Below are 18,142 nucleotides of genomic sequence, written 5' to 3'. Positions count from 1 at the left end.
GGGTGGCCAAGATGTTAAAGAAAGATGAAGAAGCGGGGCTGTGTCCTGCCGATGGCATCGATATCGAGTCGATGCGCCGTGCTGCAGAGCAGGCCTCCGGCCTGTTAAAGGCACTGGGCAATATCGACCGCCTGCTGCTGCTTTGCCAGATGACACAAGGAGAGTTTTGTGTCAGCGAGCTGGAAGCCTTGACCGGCATTCGCCAGCCCACACTCTCGCAACAGCTTGGCGTGCTGCGCGACGAGCAGCTGGTCCATACCCGCCGCGAGGGCAAGCAGATCTATTACAGCATAGCGAGCAGGGAAGCGATGGCCGTGATGGAAGTCTTGTACGGGCTGTATTGTAAACCGATGAAGGAGAGTAAATCATGACCATCAACTGGAGCGAATTCACGCCGTGGGCGTCGCTGTTCGGCGGCTTGCTGATCGGACTCTCGGCCGCGCTGTTTGTACTGTTCAACGGCCGGATTGCCGGCATTAGCGGCGTGCTTGGTGGTTTACTGCGTCCGCTGCGCGGTGATATTGCCTGGCGTATCGCATTTCTGGCGGGACTGCTTGGTGCGCCTTTGGTGTACGGGATGTTCGCCACTTTGCCGGAGGCCCGCATCGAAGCCGGCACCGGGACCCTGGTTGTCGCCGGATTGCTGGTTGGACTGGGCACGCGCTATGGGGCAGGCTGCACCAGCGGCCACGGCGTTTGCGGACTGTCGCGGCGTTCGCCGCGTTCCCTGGTCGCCACGGCGAGCTTCATGCTGGCCGGCTTCGTCACCGTGTATGTCGTACGCCACCTGATGGCTTAAGGAGGGAATTCTCATGCAGATCGTAATGGCATTGATCGTCGGGCTGATCTTTGGTATCGGGCTGCTCGTGTCGGGCATGGCCGACCCGGCGAAGGTCCTGAATTTTCTTGACCTGGCGGGTAGCTGGGATCCTTCCCTGGCATTCGTCATGGGTGGCGCGATCGCAGTTGGCTTGATCGCATTCCACTTTGCCGCCGGGCGCAAGAAGTCGCTGCTAGGCGATGCGATGCGCTTGCCGACCGCCACGCAGATCGACCGGCGGCTGGTGTTCGGCGGGTTGACCTTCGGGGTAGGCTGGGGCCTGGCGGGCTACTGCCCGGGGCCGGCGCTGGTGTCGCTGGTCGGCGGTGGCGAGAAACCGCTCATTTTCACTGGTGCTCTACTGGCTGGAATGGCGATCTTCGAACTGCTGGAGCGCCTGCCCACTGCCACTGGGAAGCAGCATGCGTAATCGCAGCGCGAAGGCGGGGGCGACGTCATGCTGATCAGCCTGGGGTTGGGTCTGGTAGTCGGCGTGGTCCTCGCGCTGACCGGTGCCGGCGGCGGCATTCTCGCGGTGCCGCTCCTCGTCTTCGGCATGCAGATGGGAGTTGCCCAGGCCGGTCCGATCGGCCTGATGGCGGTCGGCATGGCCGCGGCCCTCGGTGCCATCCTCGGCTTGAAGGCCGGAATCGTACGCTATCGGGCCGCCGTCCTGATTTCGGTGACAGGGATGCTGTTGTCGCCGGTCGGCTTATGGCTTGCGAACCGTATCGACAATCGCTGGCTGAGCGTACTGTTCGCACTCGTCCTCTTGTTTGTGGCTTTCAAAACATTTCGGCGCGCCACGGCCAAGCAGGCTGTCCGTCAGGACCCTGTCGACCTCGAGCAGCCGTGCATGCGTGACGGCGCTACAGGCCGCTTTGTCTGGACGGCGCGCTGCGCGCGTTCGCTCGCGCTTTCCGGCACGGTTGCGGGCTTGCTCTCCGGCTTGCTTGGTGTCGGTGGCGGTTTCGTGATGGTGCCGGCGCTGCAGCGTTATACCAACCTGGATATGCAGTCGACCGTGGCGACCTCGCTCGCGGTGATCGCACTGGTGTCGGTGACGGGAGTTGCCTCGAGCGCAATCGCCGGCTCGATGAGCTGGCCGGTGGCACTCCCGTTCGCCGCCGGGGCACTGGCCGGCATGCTGGGTGGCCGCATCGTATCGGACCGCTTGGCCGGGCCCCAGTTGCAGATTGGCTTCGCCGCCGTCTCGGCGCTCGTCGCGGTGGGCATGATCGCCAAGGTACTGTACCGATAACCCGAGCCGCCATGCGGCGCTCATCCTGTTTCAAGGAGAACCTCCATGCATCTCAGACCGATTCAGTTGTTTGACACCGAGTCTTCGACTTTTACCTATATTCTTGCAACCCAGGCCGGCGGCGAGGCAGTGCTGATCGATCCTGTCGACGAACATTGGGAACGCGACCTGGCGCACCTGCGGCGCCTCGACCTGAAGCTGGCTTACGTCCTCGAGACGCATGCCCATGCGGACCACGTTACCTCCGCCGGCAAGCTGCGCGAGCTGACCGGCGCCAAGGCCGCGGTCCCAAGCGGTTGCGGCATCCCGCCCGCTGACGTCCAGTTGAATGACGGCGATGTGATCCGCTTCGGCGGCGAAGAAATCCTCGTATTGCATACGCCTGGCCATACCGCAGGGAGCATGAGCTATGTGTGGCGCAATAACGTGTTCACCGGCGACACCCTCCTGATCAACGGTTGCGGCCGTACCGACTTCCAGAGCGGCAGCGCCGATGCCTTGTTCGACAGCGTGACGAAGAAGCTGTTCTCGCTTCCCGACGACATGTTGATGTGGCCGGGGCACGACTACAAGGGGCAGGTGGTATCGACGATCGGTTGGGAGAAGCAGCACAACGCGCGCCTGGCCAAGCGCAGCCGCGAGGAGTTCGTCCAGTTGATGGCCGAGCTGAATCTGCCCAAACCGAAGCGCATCGATGTCGCCGTACCGGCAAACCAGAACCTGGGTTTGCCGCACAGTGCCTGACGCATGGACAAGGGTTGTGATGACGGAAGATGCAGCGGCAAAGGCGGCAAGCCTGTGGGACCAGCGATACGGCTCACCCGAATTTCTCTTCGGAACGGCGCCCAACGACTACCTGGCCAGCCAGGGGCACCTGCTCCGGCCGGGGATGCGGGCGCTGGCGGTCGCAGACGGGGAGGGCCGGAACAGCGTCTGGCTCGCACGCCAGGGCTTGAGCGTGGACGCGTTCGATGTCTCGTCGGTGGCGGTCGGCAAGGCCAGGCGGCTCGCCGGCGATGCACAGGTGGCGGTCGACTTCCACATCGCCGATTGCGATGCCTGGCGCTGGAAGCCGGCATCTTACGACGTGGTCGCGGCGATCTTCGTTCAGTTTGCCGACCCGCCCATGCGGGCGCGCCTGTTCGCAAACATCATCAGCACGCTGAAGCCGGGCGGCATCCTGATTTTGCAGGGATATACGCCCAGGCAACTCGACTACAAGACAGGAGGCCCTGGGGTATTGGAGAATCTTTATACCGAGGAAATACTGCGTGTGGAACTCGGCTCACTGGACATCGTCGAGCTCCTGAATTACGAGGCAAACCTGGCCGAAGGAACGCAACATGCAGGGCGTTCAGCACTCATCGGCCTGGTCGGCAGAAAAGCCCTGTAGTCGCGACGTGGGGCAGCCTGCCGGTCTGCGCCAACAACACACATTGATAAAAACGATTAATGGAGACAAGCATGGAAGCATCCCAACCAAGTCCGGGCGCCGTCTACAAGGAGACGCCCGGCTATTTTCGGCGTCTGACGGGCTTTGACTGGATGTTCGGCGTCGGCCTGCTGGCCGCCGCGCTGTTCGCGCTGAACCGCTATGCCGCTTTCATGGATGGCTACGAGCGCGTGATCCTGTTGCTGACCGCGCCGACGCTGGCCGCGCTCGGCTGGCACTGGAAGCCGGTGCGCTGGCTGTTCCCGCTGTCTGCGCTCTTGTCCTTGTGGGCCGTGTCACTTTACGACGGTTCACTGGCAGCGGCGGAACAAAATTTCTTCCTGAAATACATGCTGTCGAGCCAGTCGGCCATCCTCTGGATGAGCGTGCTGTTCGTGTTCTCGACCGTGTTCTACTGGATCGGGATGCTGGCGCGCTCGCATGCCAGCAGTGCGCTCGGCTCGCGCTTGTGCTGGGCCGCCGTGGTCCTGGGTTTCACCGGCCTGGCGGTGCGCTGGTTCGAGTCCTACCTGATGGGGGCAGATATCGGCCACATTCCGGTGTCGAACCTGTACGAGGTGTTCATCCTGTTCGCGCTGATCACCGCGCTGTTCCACCTGTATTACGAAGAGCGCTACGCCACGCTCCAGCTGGGCGCCTTCGTCCTTTTGATCATCGCCGCCGCGGTCGTCTTCCTGCTCTGGTATACGGTGTCGCGCGACGCCGCCCAGATCCAGCCGCTGGTGCCGGCCCTGCAGAGCTGGTGGATGAAGATTCACGTGCCGGCCAATTTCATCGGCTACGGCACTTTCGCGCTGGCCGCCATGGTCGGCTGCGCCTACCTGCTGAAATCGCACGGCATCCTGGCCGACCGCCTGCCTTCGCTGGAGGTGCTGGACGACGTGATGCATAAATCGATCTCGGTCGGGTTCGCCTTCTTCACCGTCGCCACCATCCTCGGCGCCTTGTGGGCGGCCGAAGCCTGGGGCGGCTACTGGTCCTGGGACCCGAAGGAGACCTGGGCCTTGATCGTCTGGCTCAACTACGCGGCCTGGCTGCACCTGCGCCTGATGAACGGACTACGCGGCCGCGTGGCGGCATGGTGGGCGGTGGTAGGTCTTCTGGTGACCACCTTCGCATTCATTGGCGTGAACATGTTCCTGTCGGGCCTGCACTCGTATGGGGAGCTGTGACGAACGGTAGCGGTCCTGCCGTAGGTATGCCCGTGTCAATGTCCAGCAAGGTCGCGTTCGCGGATGGGGCCATGCAAGCTTTACTTGCGCAGGTCTTGCCTGAAGAATATGCTGCTGGCAAGATTCCCGTTTGAGCAAGCCCATGCATTCCTCCATCCGCCATATCACGCTTGTCATGTCGCTTGCAGCTGCGATGTCGGGCTGCAATACCCTGGGCGTGCTCGCGCGCGCCGAACCGGGCGCCGCACGCGAAGCTGCCACGGTATTCGGCAAGTGGGTCGATGCCGGCGGTGACGCCGCAGTGGCAGCCACCTGGTCACGCAAGGTGGCGCCTGGCGTGTCGATCCAGGAGATCGAAGAAGCCTTCACAAGCGTCGCTGCAGAAGACAACCTCCGACCGGTTGGTGAATTGTTTCTCTCCAACGAACTGGCGCTGCGCACCGGACAGGCCCAGAAGTTCCTCAAAGTCTACTCGTACTGCGATCCAGATACTGCACGGGCGATCGTCGATTTCAGTCCGGCGATGGCGGCGTTCCTGCCGTGCCGGATTGCCGTCGTGGAGCAGCAGGACGGCCTTTGGATCTATGCGATGGACATGGACATCCTGATCAAACTGGGGCGACCGATGCCATCCGAACTCCGTGCGAAAGTCACGCGGGTGCGTGCAACCATGCTGAAAATGCTTGATCGCGCTGCGAATGGGGAGTTCTAAGCCTCGGTCGTTTTGCCAGTGGTGCAGAGCAGGTTATGACGCTGTTTGCCGCTTTGCAGCATCGAAATGTCTTGCACCGAATCTATCTTAATGGTTATATGCTTATAAATACATAAGCTCATAACTGAAGCGCACGGACAAGCAATGGATGTTGATCTCGACAAGGAGGAGATGGCAGAAGTATTCGAACAAGTCTCGAATTACTTCAGCTTGCTCTCCGAACCAACACGTTTGAAGATCCTGCATGCCCTGTGCAATGGCGAGCGGTCCGTTGGTGCGATCGTGACGCAGCTCGGGGCCAACCAGGCAAACGTCTCGCGCCAGCTGAACATGCTGTACCGTGCCCGCATTCTGGGACGCCGTAGGGATGGCGCTCAGGTGTACTACAGAATCGAAGACCAGAACACGATCGCCTTGTGCCGGACCGTATGCAACCACATGGCGGAGAAGGTCAAGAAAAGCCGCCAGATAGACCAGGCAGCGATCGAAAATTTCATGACGGGTAGCTAAGGCCATACGGCAGGTAAATTGGCAGCTGCTCAGTCATTTTATGATGATATGCGCATATAGGCATATACGCATATACGCATGCCGTTATGTTTTATTGTTCATCGCAAGGATGGAGTAGATGGGTAACCCGATTCGCAAGTTCGGTCGTGTAGTGAAGGCGCCAGAAAATTTTGTCGAGCGCTCTCTGATCAATGACATCAACGAGCATGGCCTGAACGAGGAGCGGCGTGGCTTCCTGCGCCGCAGCTTTCTCGCAGCCAGTGCTGCAATGGCAAGTGGTGGAGCCCTGGCCCAGGCGGGCGAGGGCGATCCGAACATCCTGACGCTGCCCGAGCATGCACGCACACTCGGCAAGCCGGTCGCCTCGGCGCCTTACGGGATGCCGTCCCAGTTCGAGGCCAATCTGCAGCGCCGGGAATCTCCCGGGCTGACTCGCGTCTCGGCGGCTTCCGTGGCCTTTACTCCATTGCAGGGCCTGTTTGGCATCATTACGCCATCGGGCCTGCACTTCGAACGCCACCATCAGGGATGGCATGACATCGACCCGGGCAAGCACCGCTTCATGATCAACGGCCTCGTCAAACAGGCGAAGGTCTATACGATGGATGACCTGATGCGCATGCCCTCGGTGTCGCGCATGCACTTCATCGAGTGCGGGGCGAATACCGCCATGGAGTGGGGTAATGTCGCTGTCCCGTCTGTGCAGTATTCGCACGGCATGCTGAGCTGCAGCGAGTTCACGGGCGTGCCCTTGTCGGTGCTGCTGGAAGATTGCGGCTACGACAAGCGCAAGGCCAAGGTCGTGCTTGCCGAAGGCGCGGACGGTTCCTCGATGACGCGCACCATTCCGATCGACAGGGCACTCGACGACGTGATCGTCGCCTGGGCCATGAATGGCGAAATGCTGCGTCCGGAGAACGGCTACCCGCTGCGCCTGGTCGTGCCGGGCATCCAGGGTGTTTCCTGGGTCAAGTGGCTGCGCCGTATCGAGGTTGGAGACCAGCCATATGCGACGAAGGACGAGGCGATCCATTACATGGACGCCATGCCCGACGGCAGCTATCGCCAGTACACGTCGATCCAGGAATGCAAGTCCGTGATCACCACGCCGTCGGCCGGCCAGCGCCTGCTGGACACTGGCTTCTACAACATCACCGGCCTGGCCTGGTCCGGGCGCGGCAAGGTCAAGCGGGTCGACGTCTCGGTCGACGGCGGACGCAACTGGCGCACGGCACGGCTGGAGACGCCGGTGCTGAGCAAATGCCTGACCCGCTTCAACATCGACTGGGAATGGAACGGCGCGCCGGCAATCCTGCAATCGCGTGCAATCGACGATACCGGCTATGTCCAGCCAAAGATCAACGAGCTGCGCGCAGTGCGCGGCACGCGCTCGATTTATCACAACAATGCGATCCAGTCCTGGCAAGTGGCGCAATCGGGGGAGGTGTCGAATGTCCAGGTCTATTAAGCTCGCGGCGGGTGCGCTGCTGGCGGCCGCCGCCGCCGCCGTGGTCGCCGGTCCCCAGGCCTTGCCGGGACGTCCGGCAACCCCGAAGGAAGTGGCGGCATGGGATATCGACGTGCGGCCCGATTTCAAGGGCTTGCCGAAAGGCTCCGGGACCGTCGCTGCCGGCCAGGTCGTGTGGGAAGGCAAGTGTGCCTCCTGCCATGGCACCTTCGGCGAATCGAACGAGGTATTCACGCCGCTGGTCGGCGGCACGACGGCGGAAGACGTCAAGACCGGCCGGGTGGCCGCGCTCGCCAACGGCCGCCAGCCACAAAAGACCACTTTGATGAAAGTGGCGACGGTCTCGACGCTCTGGGACTACATCAACCGCGCCATGCCCTGGACCGCGCCGAAGTCGCTCACCACCGACGAAGTCTACGCGGTGACCGCCTACCTGTTGAACATGGGCGAGATCATTCCCGAGGACTTCGTGCTCTCCGATAAAACGATGGCGCAGGCCCAGGCACGCATGCCTAACCGCAATGGGATGGTGACCAAGCACGGGATGTGGGATGTCAAGGGCAAGCCCGACGTGCGCAGCGTGGCATGCATGAAGGACTGCCCGGTCGATCCGGCGCCCCGTTCGACCCTGCCCGAAGCGGCGCGCAATGCCCACGGCAACCTGGCCTTGCAGACCCGCGGTTTCGGCGCCACCCGCGGCGTCGATACCACCCGTCCCGCGCCCGCCACCCGCGCCGCCGCCAGCACGGCTGCGGCGCCGGCAACATCGGTAGCACCGGCGAAGGCCCCGGCCGGCGCTGTCCCGACCGCACTGCTGCAGTCGAACGCCTGCCTGGCTTGCCACGGCATCGACAACAAGGTCATGGGCCCGAGCTTCGCCGCGGTGCGCGCGAAGTACAAGGACGATGCCGGCGCGTCCGTGCGTCTGGCCGAAAGGATCAGGCAGGGCAGCAGCGGCGCCTGGGGGGCGGTCCCGATGCCTCCCCAGGCCCATGTGAAGGAGGAGGACCTCAAGGTTCTGGTGGGCTGGATTCTGGCCCCGCAATAAACCGGTACGGCGGCAAGCCGTACCGTTAACAATACTTAACGGAGACGTAGCAATATGAAACATGTCGTAAGCGGACTCATCCTGTCGATCGCCTGCGCAGGGGCGATGGCCGCCGAGCACCAGGTCAAGATGCTCAACACCGGCAAGGACGGCACCATGGTCTTCGAGCCGGGCTTCCTGAAGGTCGCCAAGGGCGATACGGTCAAGTTCATCAAGGTCGATGCGTCGCACAACAGCGCCTCGGTCGTCACCCCGGCTGGCGCCGCCGCCTGGAAAGGCAAGCCGGACGAGGAAATCTCGGTCAAGCTCGACCAGGAAGGGGTCTACGTCTACGTATGCGAGCCGCACAAGATGATGGCCATGGTTGGCGTGATCCAGGTCGGCAAGCCAGTCAATCTGGCCGAAGCGAAGAAAGGTGCGGACGCCCTGTCGAAGTCCTTCGTCATGAGCAAGGATCGTCTCGACAAGTACATGGCGCAGGTGAAGTGAGCATGCATGCCGTTATGGCGGCAAAGCGTTTTCAACAATTGGAGGATGGTATGAATCAACAGCGACGCAATGTCATGCGCATCAGCGCAATCCTGGGGGCGGCCTTTGCCGCAGGGGTGCTGAAACCGGCTGACGTGTTCGCGGCCGAATGGAGCCAGAAAGTTTTCGACGCCAAGAGCCTCGAGGCGGCGGTGAAGGAACTGGGCGGCGACAAGTTCACGGTCAGCTCCGACGTGTCGATCACCGGACCGGACATCGCCGAAAACGGCGCCGTGGTGCCGGTATCGATCGCCAGCAAGGCGCCGAACACGGATTTCATGGCGGTCCTGGTGGAAAAGAATCCGAGCGCCATGTCGGCCAGCTTCAACATCCCGGCAGGCACCGAGGCGGCCGTGACCACGCGGGTCAAGATGGGAGCGACCTCGAACGTCCACGCGCTGGTGCGCGCCGACGGCAAGTGGCTGGTCGCCAGCAAGGAAATCAAGGTCACGCTCGGCGGCTGCGGCGGCTGATCAATCAAGCTATTGAAAGGAAAGAACATGGCAGATCCAATGCGTATTCGCGCCAGCCTGGCCGGCGACACGGTCGAGGTGAAAGTCCTGATGCGACATGACATGGAGACCGGGCAACGCAAGGATGCGACCGGCAAAGTGATTCCGGCTCATTACATCAAGACACTCGTTGCCAAGGTCAAGGACAAGGTCGTGCTGGACGCGAACTTCGGCCCCTCGGTATCGAAGGATCCGTTCCTGGCCTTCAAATTCAAGGGCGCCGCCAAGGGCGACAAGGTCAGCGTGACCTGGGTCGACAGCGCAGGCGACACTCGTACCGACGAAGGCATCATCACCTGACGCACGAGGGGCCCCGTGCCGGGGCGCAGGCATGCGCGGCGCCAGACCGCGCAGACATATCAAGAGGAGACAGCCATGACCAGAATGCGTTCCGGTTTCGTCGCAGCGTCGCTGCTGGCGCTATGCGCCACGGCGCTGGCGCAATCGTCGGCAACCGACGAGATCGCCAAATACCGCCAGATGCTGGCCGACGGCAATCCCGCCGAGCTGTGGGAAATGCGCGGTGAAGAATTGTGGAAGAAGAAAACGGGCCCGAAGAATGTATCGCTGGAGCGATGCGACTTCGGCAAGGGGCCAGGCGTACTCAAGGGCGCCTACGCCGAACTGCCGCGCTACTTCAGGGACGTCGACAAGGTCATGGATCTCGAACAACGCCTGCTGCATTGCCGGATGACCCTGCAAGGACTCAGCAGGGACGAGGCCATGAAGACGCCCTTTGGCTCGACCGGCAAGCAGTCGGATATCGAAGCGCTCGTTGCGTACATCACGGCCGAGTCGCGGGGCGTCACGATGGCAGTGTCGACCCGGCATCCGAAGGAAAAGCTGGCGTACGAGACGGGCAAGCAGCTGTTCTTCTATCGCGGCGGCGCACATGACTTCGCCTGCGCCACCTGCCACTCGACCTCGGGCCAGCGCATCCGCCTGCAGGAGCTGCCGAACATCCTGGAGAAGGCGAATGCACAGGCAGCCTACACGACCTGGCCTGCCTATCGCGTCTCGCAAGGGGAGGTGCGCACCATGCAGCACCGCCTGAACGACTGTTTCCGGCAGCAGCGTTTCCCCGAGCCGATGTACGCATCCGAGGCGATCACCGCGATCACCATGTTCCTTGCGACAAACGCGAACGGCGGCGTGTACGCCGGTCCCGCACTGAAACGATAGGAGGCCAGCATGACAACACTGAAAACAACGCTGATCGTCGTGCTGGGAGCCGCTGCCGCCGGCTGCGCAACCGTCGCTGCCGAGCCCGATTACCGGCAGGCCGCGCTCGCCTTGCTGAAGCAGGACTTCCGTTCGAAGGGGCCGGCGACGCTGGAGCGGGTCACCAGCCAGGATGAAGCCCAGCAGCTCTGCAGCCAGTATCCGCAGGAGCGCCCGGCCGAAGTCGCGGCCCGGATCGAAGCCACACAGATGAAGAACATCCGCCAGCCCGCCGACGGTAAGTACCTGGGCGACTGGAAGGAGGGCGAGAAGATCGCCCAGAACGGGCGCGGCATGCAGTCGTCCGATGCAGTCGGCGGCATCAATGGCGGCAACTGCTACGCATGCCACCAGATCTCGAAGCAGGAGATCTCGTTCGGCAACATCGGGCCGAGCCTCTACAACTATGGCAAGATCCGCGGCAGCAGCGACGAGATGCTCAAGTACACATGGGGAAAAATCTATAACGCCCAGGCTTATACAGCCTGTTCCAACATGCCGCGTTTCGGCCATAGCGGCATCCTGACAGAAGCCCAGATCAAGGATGTGATGGCACTGCTGCTCGATCCGGCGTCGCCTGTCAACCAGTGAACCACTGCGGCGGGAGCAAGGCTACCCGCCGGCTAACAGTACCAAGGACTTAGCATGGGTATGAATCGGCGCGAATTCGCGCAACTGCTCGGGATTGCCGCCGCTGGCGGCATGCTGCTCGGCTCCCGCGGCGCCCTGGCGGCGCCGTCGCCGGCCGCCCTCTACGACCTGCCGCGCTTCGGCAACGTCCACTTCCTGCATTTTACCGACTGTCATGCGCAGCTGATGCCGGTCTATTTTCGCGAGCCGAGCGTCAATATCGGCCTCGGGGAAGCCGCAGGACGCATGCCGCACCTGGTCGGCGAGGCCCTGCTCAAGGCAAGCGGGGTGGCGCCGCACACGCCGCAGGCACATGCGTTCACGGCACTCGACTTCGAGCGGGCTGCGCGAACCTACGGCAAGGTCGGCGGTTTCGCCCACCTGGCCACCCTGGTCAAGAAGATGAAGGCGGAGCGCCCGGGTGCGCTGCTGCTCGACGGCGGCGACACCTGGCAGGGGTCGGGCACGGCGCTCTGGACCAAGGGGCAGGACATGGTCGATGCCGGCTTGCTGCTGGGCGTGGACGTCATGACGGCGCACTGGGAAATGACGCTGGGCGACAAGCGGGTGCAGGAAATCGTCGGCAAGGACTTCAAGGGCAAGGTTGATTTCGTGGCTCAGAACGTCAAGACGAACGACTTCGGCGATCCGGTGTTCCCGCCCTACGTGATCAAGGAAATGAACGGCGTGCCGGTGGCCATCATCGGGCAGGCTTTCCCGTACACGCCGATCGCCAACCCGCGCCACCTGGTTCCCGACTGGAGCTTCGGCATCCAGGAAGAGAACATGCAGAAGATGGTGGACGAGGCCCGCGCCAAGGGGGCGAAAGCGGTGGTGGTGCTGTCCCACAACGGCATGGACGTCGACCTGAAGATGGCGTCACGCGTGCGCGGGATCGACGCGATCATGGGCGGCCATACACATGACGGCATTCCGGCGCCTGTCATCGTCAGCAACGGCGGCGGCAAGACCCTGGTGACCAACGCCGGCAGCAACGGCAAGTTCCTGGGTGTGCTCGACTTCGATGTACGCGGCGGCAAGGTGCAGGCATTCCAGTACCGCCTGCTGCCGGTGTTTTCCAATTTCCTGCCGGCCGACCGCGACATGGCCGCCCTGGTGGCGAAGATCCGCAAGCCCTACGAGGCCCGCCTGAACGAAAAGCTGGCCGTTACCGAAGGCACGCTCTACCGGCGTGGCAATTTCAACGGCACCTTCGACCAGCTCATCGTCGACGCGCTGATGGCGGTCAAGGGCGCGGACCTGGCTTTCTCGCCAGGCTTCCGCTGGGGCACGACGCTGCTGCCGGACAGTCCGATCCTGATGGAACACCTGATGGACCAGACTGCCACGACGTACTCGCATTCCACGCTCACCGCGATGACGGGCGCGACCATCAAGACCGTGCTGGAAGACGTGGCCGACAACCTGTTCAATCCCGATCCCTACTACCAGCAGGGCGGCGACATGGTGCGGGTGGGCGGCATGACCTACGCGATCGATCCCACGGCGCCGATGGGCGCGCGCATCAGCGACATGCGCCTGGGCGGCAAGCTGCTCGAGGCGGGGAAGACCTACAAGGTGGCCGGCTGGGCGCCGGTGGCGGAAGGCGCTTCCGGCGAGCCGGTATGGGACGTGGTGGCGCAGTGGCTGCGTTCCGAGAAAGTCGTCAAGCCGCGTAAGCTGAACACGCCACGCCTGATCGGCGTGCAGGGCAATCCAGGCGTCATGGCCTGAGGAGACGACGATGACGATGATAATCGGGAAGGGAAGGGCACTGGCGGCCGCGCTGGCGGTGTTGGCCTGCGCGCATGCCTGGGCGGTCGAGGCGGGTGCGGTGCCCAAGAACAAGCAGACCACGGCAGGGCGCTACCTCGATGCCCGCGAAGCGTACGCGATGAAGCGCGAACTTGGCGCGCGCGCCTATTTCGTCGACGTGCGGACCCGCTACGAAGTCGCCTACGTCGGCCTGCCGACCGTGGTGGATGCCAATATTCCCTATGTCGAACACCCGGAGGATGCCCCCTGGGACGACAAGGCGAACCGATTCCGGCTCGATGTCAACAGCGACTTCGGCCCGGAACTGGCGCGCCGCCTGCAGGCGGCCGGACTCGGCAAGGATACGCCGGTGCTCCTGATCTGCCGCTCGGGCGATCGCAGCGCGCGTGCGGCGAACCTGCTGAGCCAACTGGGCTACACATCCGTGTACACGGTCGTCGACGGCTTCGAAGGCGATGCCGTGGCGTCGGGCGAGAAACAGGGACAGCGCATCCTGAACGGCTGGAAGAACGCCGGCCTGCCGTGGTCCTACGACTTGGGCAAGGCGCGTGCCTATTTTCCGTCCTATTGAACGTGCAGGGATGCCCCTGCGCGCCGTCCTGCACCTGGCGCTGCTTGCAGCCTGCGCGGCCAGTAGTGGCGCGGTGGCGCAGCACACGGCCTTGCCGGCGGCGGATGATCTTGCCGCGGACGGCCGCGATGCCGCCCGGCGCCGCGTACCCGTCGTGATACTGTTCTCTCTGCCCGAATGCAGCTATTGCGAAACGGTGCGCCGTAACTATCTCCTGCCCTTGGCGCGCGAAGGAGAACCGGGGCGGCGTCCCATCGTGCGCGAAGCCGGCCTGGCGTCGACCATACCTCTGCAGGATTTCGACGGGAAGGCCAGCAGCGGCAAGGCGCTGGCGGCACGCTACGGCATCCGGGTGGCGCCCAGCGTGGCCGTCGTCGACGGCCGCGGCAAACTGCTGGCGCCGGTGCTGGAGGGCGGGGACGTCGCCGGCATGTACGGTGCCTATCTTGACGAAGCCTTGGCCGGCGCGCGCCGCGCGCTGGCCGAATCCGACAGCAGGAGAAGCAAATGAGACTGCGGATCCTTGGCGGCGCGCTGCTGCTGGCGCTGAACGCCGGCCCCGTGGCGGCGCAGGCGCCGGCGCCTGCCACCTACACCGTCACCTTGATGAGTCCCGAGCTGGCCCTGCGGGCCGCCCAGGCCGCGCTGGCCGCATGCCGCCAGGCCGGATACCAGGTGGCGGTGGCGGTGGCTGACCGCGGCGGCCAGGTCCAGGTACTGCTGCGTGACCGCCTCGCGGGGAGCCATACCGTGGAAGCGGCCACCGACAAGGCATGGACTGCCGCCAGTTTCAGGATGGCTACCACGGCCCTGGCACTGGCCACCAGGGAGGGGGGCGAAGCGAGCGGGATCCGGCACATCCGGCGGGCGCTGGCAGTCGGCGGCGGGATTCCGATCGAGGCGAATGGCGCATTGCTGGGCGCGATCGGCATTTCCGGTGCACCCGGCGGCGGCGCCGACGATGCCTGCGCACGCGCGGGCATCGCTGCGGTGGCCGAGGACCTGAATTTCTGACCCGTTTTCTGACATGCGCCATCATGCGCAATAGGACCCGAGCATGCAATCGATTCAAACCACTGCGGCATTCCTGCACATGGCATGGCGCGCGCTGCTGGTGCTGTCCATCGCGTCCTGGCTGGCAACTGGCGCCACCGCGGCGCCGCTCCCGGTGCTGCAGCCCATCAAGATCAGTACACACGCCTACATGTTCAGGGGACACTCCGGCATGGCCGACGACGCCAACGCAGGCTTCATGTCGAACGCCGGCTTCGTGGTTACCAGAGACGGCGTGGTGGTTTTCGACGCGCTCGGCACGCCCGCACTTGGCGAGGCGATGGTGCGGGCCATCCGCAGCGTGACGAAGCAGCCGATCCGCCGCGTGATCGTCAGCCACTACCACGCCGACCATTTCTACGGCCTGCAGGCATTCAAGGCGGCGGGCGCCGAGATCTGGGCGCACGAGCAGGGCCGCGCCTACCTGGCCTCGGATACCGCGGCACTGCGCCTGGCGCAGCGCAAGGAATCCCTCAAGCCATGGGTCGACGGCCGCACGCGCCTGCTGCCGGCGGACCGCTGGCTCGCTTTCCCGGGAGGCAAGCCGATCGCGTTCGAGATGGGCGGACTGCACTTCCAGGTGATCGACACGAGTGGCGCCCATGCGCCGGACGACATCATGCTGCTTGTGGAGGAAGACCGCCTGCTGTTCGCCGGCGACCTGTTCTTCACCGGCCGGCTGCCCTTCGTCGGCGATGCCGACAGCCGCGTGTGGCTCGGCGCGCTCGATCGCATGCTGGTGCTGGCCCCGGCCGTCGTAGTGCCCGGCCACGGCGATGTGTCGCGCGACCCTGGCAGGGATCTCGCGCTGACCCGCTCCTACCTGGTCTTCCTGCGCAAGGTAATGGGCGAAGCGGTCGCGGAACTGGCGACCTTCGACGAAGCCTATGCCAAGGTCGACTGGAGTGCGTACGCGCGCTATCCTGCGTTCGCGCAGGCCAACCGGATCAACGCCTACGGGACCTTCCTGCTCATGGAGCGGGAAAGCCTGCAGCAGAAGTAAGGCCGCTTACCATTCAAAGGAGACCATATGAAACTGTTTCGTGCAATCGCCGTCGTACTGTTCCTGAGCCTTGCCGCGAGCGCCGCCTCCGCCGCCGGGCGGCCCGAGAAAGTCGTGTACCACATCAGCGACGCGAGCAATGCCATGCAGGCGCTCGGGAACATCCGTAACCACCTGAACGCCAGTCCGAACGCCAGCATCGTCGTGGTCACGCACGGCGCCGGGATCGACTTCCTGCTCGAGGACGCCAAGGACAAGAACGGCAATCCCTACGACGCCGTGGTCCAGGAACTCTCGAACCGCAAGGTACAGTTCCGGGTATGCAATAACACCCTGGAAGGGCGCAAGATCGATCGCAAGCGGGTGATGCCGGAAGCGACCGTGGTGCCGTCCGGTGTCGCGGAGCTTGCGCGCCTGCAGTCGCAGGAAGGGTACGCCTACATCAAGCCATGAAATCCGGCGCCTCCCTGGTAGCGGGCGCTGCTTGGTGGCAGGACTACGTTGTCGGCATGTCCTTACGGCCGGTAACGCTGCCTTAATCGCGGTCTCCTACGATTGGGAAACGCTCCAGCGCAGGTCCTCATTGAACCTTGCGCGGGGCAGTCCCACTCAAGGAGCTTCGAATGAAATTGCATAAAGCAGCGATGTTTGCCTTCGCCGGCCTGGTCTTCGGCATGGGAGCGCAGGCGAGCGCCTCGGACCGTACGGGCGAGGTAACCCTGATTCACATGGGCGACCTGCATGGCCACCTCGTGCCGCATGCCAGCGTGCGCAGCGACGCGGCGGGAAGAACGGAAGGTGGCGTTGCGCGCATCTACACGCTGGTCGAACGGATCCGCCGCGCCCATCCCGGAAAGACCTTGCTGGTGAACACGGGCGATACCCTGCACGGCGGGGCCGAGGCACTGTTCACCAAGGGGGAAGCGATGATCGAGGTGCTCAACGCCTTCCATTTCGACGCCTATGCGCCCGGCAACTGGGATTACGTGTACGGGGCAGGCAGATTCCTGTCGTACTTCACGGGTCCCCAGGCGAAAGCGCGCTGGAACCCCGTGATCGCGAACCTGTACTACGACAACTACCCCGGCCTGGAAGCAAAGAATGGACAGAGCGTGGCGCCTCCCTACCTCATCAAGCAGGTCGGCGGGCTGCGGGTTGGCATCATCGGCTTTACATCGGACCGCGGCCCGCAGGCGGGCGACCAGAAGGTCACGGCAGGCCTGCGTTTCACGGACGGCAAGGAAGAGTATGCGAAGTATGTGAAGCAAGTGCGTGCGCAGGATGTCGACCTGGTCGTGGTGATTTCCGAACTCGGGCTGCATGGCAACCTGACGCTGGCTGATGCCATTCCCGGGGTGGACGTGATCCTGTCATCGGACAAGCATGAAATCACGCCCAGGCCCGTGGTCTCCCGCAATGGCACCCTGATCGTGGAACAGGGCATGGACGGCCAGGTGGTGGGCGAGCTGAGGGTGCGGGTGAACAAGGGCGTGGTCGCCGACAAGCGCTACGTGTCGCACAGGATCACGGAGCGGTTGGCTGAAGACAAGCGGGTCGCCGCCATGGTCGCGCAGGTACGGGCGCCGCTGGTCAGCGGTCCGGCGTTCAGGCCGGGCGCCATTGCCAACCCTTTCAGCGGCGCATCGCTGCGCTACCCGATCGATACCGTGGTCGGACAGACGGAAGTGCCGCTGCACCGCAGCAACTTCAGCAACGAGCGCATGCCGGCGGTGATCGAGGGTTCCTCGCACGACTTCCTGACCGATGCCTTCCGGCGCCAGGGCAGGGCGCAGCTTGGCATGATCACGGGCTTTCGCTATGGCACGGCGGTGGCGCCCGGGCCGATCAAGCTCGAGGATCTGTACCACTTCCTGCCGGTGGGAGCCCAGATCGCACGCGGCGAGCTGACCGGCATGCAGATCAAGAAGGCACTCGAGGGCAATCCCCAGAACACGCAGGCCCGGCCCGGTGAATGGATCAATGGCTGGACCGCGGGCGTCAGCGGGCTGACGGCGGACTTCGACCCGCAGGCGCCGCAGGGTTCGCGCGTCAGCAATATGCGCATCAATGGCGAGCCGATGCGCATGGATGCGACCTATACCGTGGCCGGGCTCTGGTACGAAAAGATTCCGGCCCTCATCAACCGGCTGCCGGCCAAAGGCGTCGTGGTGGTGAAGGACGAGACGGGCGCGCCGCTCGACGGCACCGACGTTGTGAAGATGTATCTGGACTCCCTGCCGCACCAGCGCGTGACGAAGGGCGGCCTTCAGCTGGACCGCATCCGTCTGGTCAAGCCGCTTCCGGCCGGAGACCACGGCATCGTCGAGGTTCAGCCGCTGGGCACTGTCGCCCGGTAAGCAGCAAAGGGCTCCCAAGATAGTCCCTGCGGGCATAGCCATTTCAC

23 protein-coding genes are annotated in these 18,142 nt (G+C 63.8%); all 23 read left to right on the top strand.

From position 1 onward, the window contains the following. Positions 1-71 precede the first annotated feature (71 nt). A complete protein-coding gene (locus tag LO55_RS20195; protein ID WP_083415607.1) occupies positions 72-371 on the top strand; it encodes an ArsR/SmtB family transcription factor in 300 nt (99 codons plus the stop codon). Then, positions 368-799 carry a YeeE/YedE family protein gene (locus tag LO55_RS20190; RefSeq protein WP_071362858.1) on the top strand — a complete coding sequence of 144 codons (432 nt, stop codon included), beginning with the start codon at positions 368-370 and terminating at the stop codon, positions 797-799. Before LO55_RS20195 ends, LO55_RS20190 begins: the two co-directional genes overlap by 4 nt. Before the next feature lie 13 nt (positions 800-812). Then, positions 813-1,250: a YeeE/YedE family protein gene (locus LO55_RS20185; protein WP_071362857.1), complete on the top strand. Its 438-nt coding sequence runs from the start codon at positions 813-815 to the stop codon at positions 1,248-1,250. Between the two features lie 27 nt (positions 1,251-1,277). After that, entirely contained in the window at positions 1,278-2,081 is an 804-nt protein-coding gene (locus LO55_RS20180; protein ID WP_071362856.1) for a sulfite exporter TauE/SafE family protein, read from the top strand. A 45-nt stretch (positions 2,082-2,126) separates the two neighbouring features. Then, entirely contained in the window at positions 2,127-2,825 is a 699-nt protein-coding gene (locus LO55_RS20175) for an MBL fold metallo-hydrolase (RefSeq protein ID WP_071362855.1), read from the top strand. Positions 2,826-2,844: 19 nt separating this feature from the next. Beyond that, entirely contained in the window at positions 2,845-3,474 is a 630-nt protein-coding gene (locus tag LO55_RS20170) for a class I SAM-dependent methyltransferase (RefSeq protein ID WP_083415455.1), read from the top strand. A gap of 71 nt (positions 3,475-3,545) precedes the next feature. Continuing rightward, positions 3,546-4,706: a c-type cytochrome biogenesis protein CcsB gene (gene ccsB, locus LO55_RS20165; protein ID WP_071362854.1), complete on the top strand. Its 1,161-nt coding sequence runs from the start codon at positions 3,546-3,548 to the stop codon at positions 4,704-4,706. A gap of 142 nt (positions 4,707-4,848) precedes the next feature. Next, entirely contained in the window at positions 4,849-5,418 is a 570-nt protein-coding gene (locus tag LO55_RS20160; RefSeq protein ID WP_071362853.1) for a DUF302 domain-containing protein, read from the top strand. A gap of 144 nt (positions 5,419-5,562) precedes the next feature. Beyond that, positions 5,563-5,928, top strand: coding sequence for an ArsR/SmtB family transcription factor (locus LO55_RS20155; protein WP_071362852.1), 366 nt, complete (start codon positions 5,563-5,565; stop codon positions 5,926-5,928). A 118-nt stretch (positions 5,929-6,046) separates the two neighbouring features. Next, entirely contained in the window at positions 6,047-7,396 is a 1,350-nt protein-coding gene (gene soxC / locus LO55_RS20150; protein ID WP_071362851.1) for a sulfite dehydrogenase, read from the top strand. Continuing rightward, positions 7,380-8,444, top strand: coding sequence for a c-type cytochrome (locus LO55_RS20145; protein ID WP_071362850.1), 1,065 nt, complete (start codon positions 7,380-7,382; stop codon positions 8,442-8,444). The genes soxC and LO55_RS20145 overlap by 17 nt, the downstream gene beginning before the upstream one ends. Before the next feature lie 54 nt (positions 8,445-8,498). Continuing rightward, positions 8,499-8,933, top strand: a complete 435-nt coding sequence (locus LO55_RS20140) for a pseudoazurin (protein ID WP_071362849.1) — start codon at positions 8,499-8,501, stop codon at positions 8,931-8,933. Between the two features lie 50 nt (positions 8,934-8,983). Continuing rightward, positions 8,984-9,445, top strand: a complete 462-nt coding sequence (soxY, locus tag LO55_RS20135; RefSeq protein ID WP_071362848.1) for a thiosulfate oxidation carrier protein SoxY — start codon at positions 8,984-8,986, stop codon at positions 9,443-9,445. Between the two features lie 27 nt (positions 9,446-9,472). Next, a complete protein-coding gene (gene soxZ, locus LO55_RS20130) occupies positions 9,473-9,784 on the top strand; it encodes a thiosulfate oxidation carrier complex protein SoxZ (protein ID WP_071362847.1) in 312 nt (103 codons plus the stop codon). Positions 9,785-9,868: 84 nt separating this feature from the next. Further along, a complete protein-coding gene (gene soxA / locus LO55_RS20125) occupies positions 9,869-10,666 on the top strand; it encodes a sulfur oxidation c-type cytochrome SoxA (protein ID WP_229410259.1) in 798 nt (265 codons plus the stop codon). A 9-nt stretch (positions 10,667-10,675) separates the two neighbouring features. Next, positions 10,676-11,296: a sulfur oxidation c-type cytochrome SoxX gene (gene soxX / locus LO55_RS20120; protein ID WP_071362845.1), complete on the top strand. Its 621-nt coding sequence runs from the start codon at positions 10,676-10,678 to the stop codon at positions 11,294-11,296. Positions 11,297-11,356: 60 nt separating this feature from the next. Next, positions 11,357-13,069 carry a thiosulfohydrolase SoxB gene (gene soxB / locus LO55_RS20115; protein ID WP_177185605.1) on the top strand — a complete coding sequence of 571 codons (1,713 nt, stop codon included), beginning with the start codon at positions 11,357-11,359 and terminating at the stop codon, positions 13,067-13,069. Positions 13,070-13,079: 10 nt separating this feature from the next. Further along, positions 13,080-13,682 carry a rhodanese-like domain-containing protein gene (locus LO55_RS20110; protein ID WP_229410195.1) on the top strand — a complete coding sequence of 201 codons (603 nt, stop codon included), beginning with the start codon at positions 13,080-13,082 and terminating at the stop codon, positions 13,680-13,682. A gap of 10 nt (positions 13,683-13,692) precedes the next feature. Further along, entirely contained in the window at positions 13,693-14,193 is a 501-nt protein-coding gene (locus tag LO55_RS20105) for a thioredoxin fold domain-containing protein (protein ID WP_071362843.1), read from the top strand. Further along, complete coding sequence (locus LO55_RS20100; protein ID WP_071362842.1) at positions 14,190-14,696, top strand: GlcG/HbpS family heme-binding protein; 507 nt, start codon at positions 14,190-14,192, stop codon at positions 14,694-14,696. Before LO55_RS20105 ends, LO55_RS20100 begins: the two co-directional genes overlap by 4 nt. A 43-nt stretch (positions 14,697-14,739) precedes the next feature. After that, positions 14,740-15,738, top strand: coding sequence for an MBL fold metallo-hydrolase (locus tag LO55_RS20095; RefSeq protein ID WP_083415454.1), 999 nt, complete (start codon positions 14,740-14,742; stop codon positions 15,736-15,738). A gap of 27 nt (positions 15,739-15,765) precedes the next feature. Further along, the gene (locus tag LO55_RS20090) at positions 15,766-16,191 is read left to right on the top strand and encodes a DsrE family protein (protein WP_071362841.1); all 426 of its coding nucleotides are present in this window, start codon (positions 15,766-15,768) and stop codon (positions 16,189-16,191) included. Between the two features lie 170 nt (positions 16,192-16,361). Next, positions 16,362-18,095 (top strand): bifunctional metallophosphatase/5'-nucleotidase, encoded by a 1,734-nt coding sequence (locus tag LO55_RS20085; protein ID WP_083415453.1) that lies wholly within the window; start codon positions 16,362-16,364, stop codon positions 18,093-18,095. The last annotated feature ends 47 nt before the right edge of the window (positions 18,096-18,142 follow it).

It is taken from the genome of Massilia timonae, from assembly GCF_001866515.1.
GTDB lineage: Bacteria > Pseudomonadota > Gammaproteobacteria > Burkholderiales > Burkholderiaceae_D > Telluria > Telluria timonae.
The sequence above is the reverse complement of the archived record's forward strand: the minus strand, read 5'-3'. Positions and strand labels throughout refer to the sequence as shown.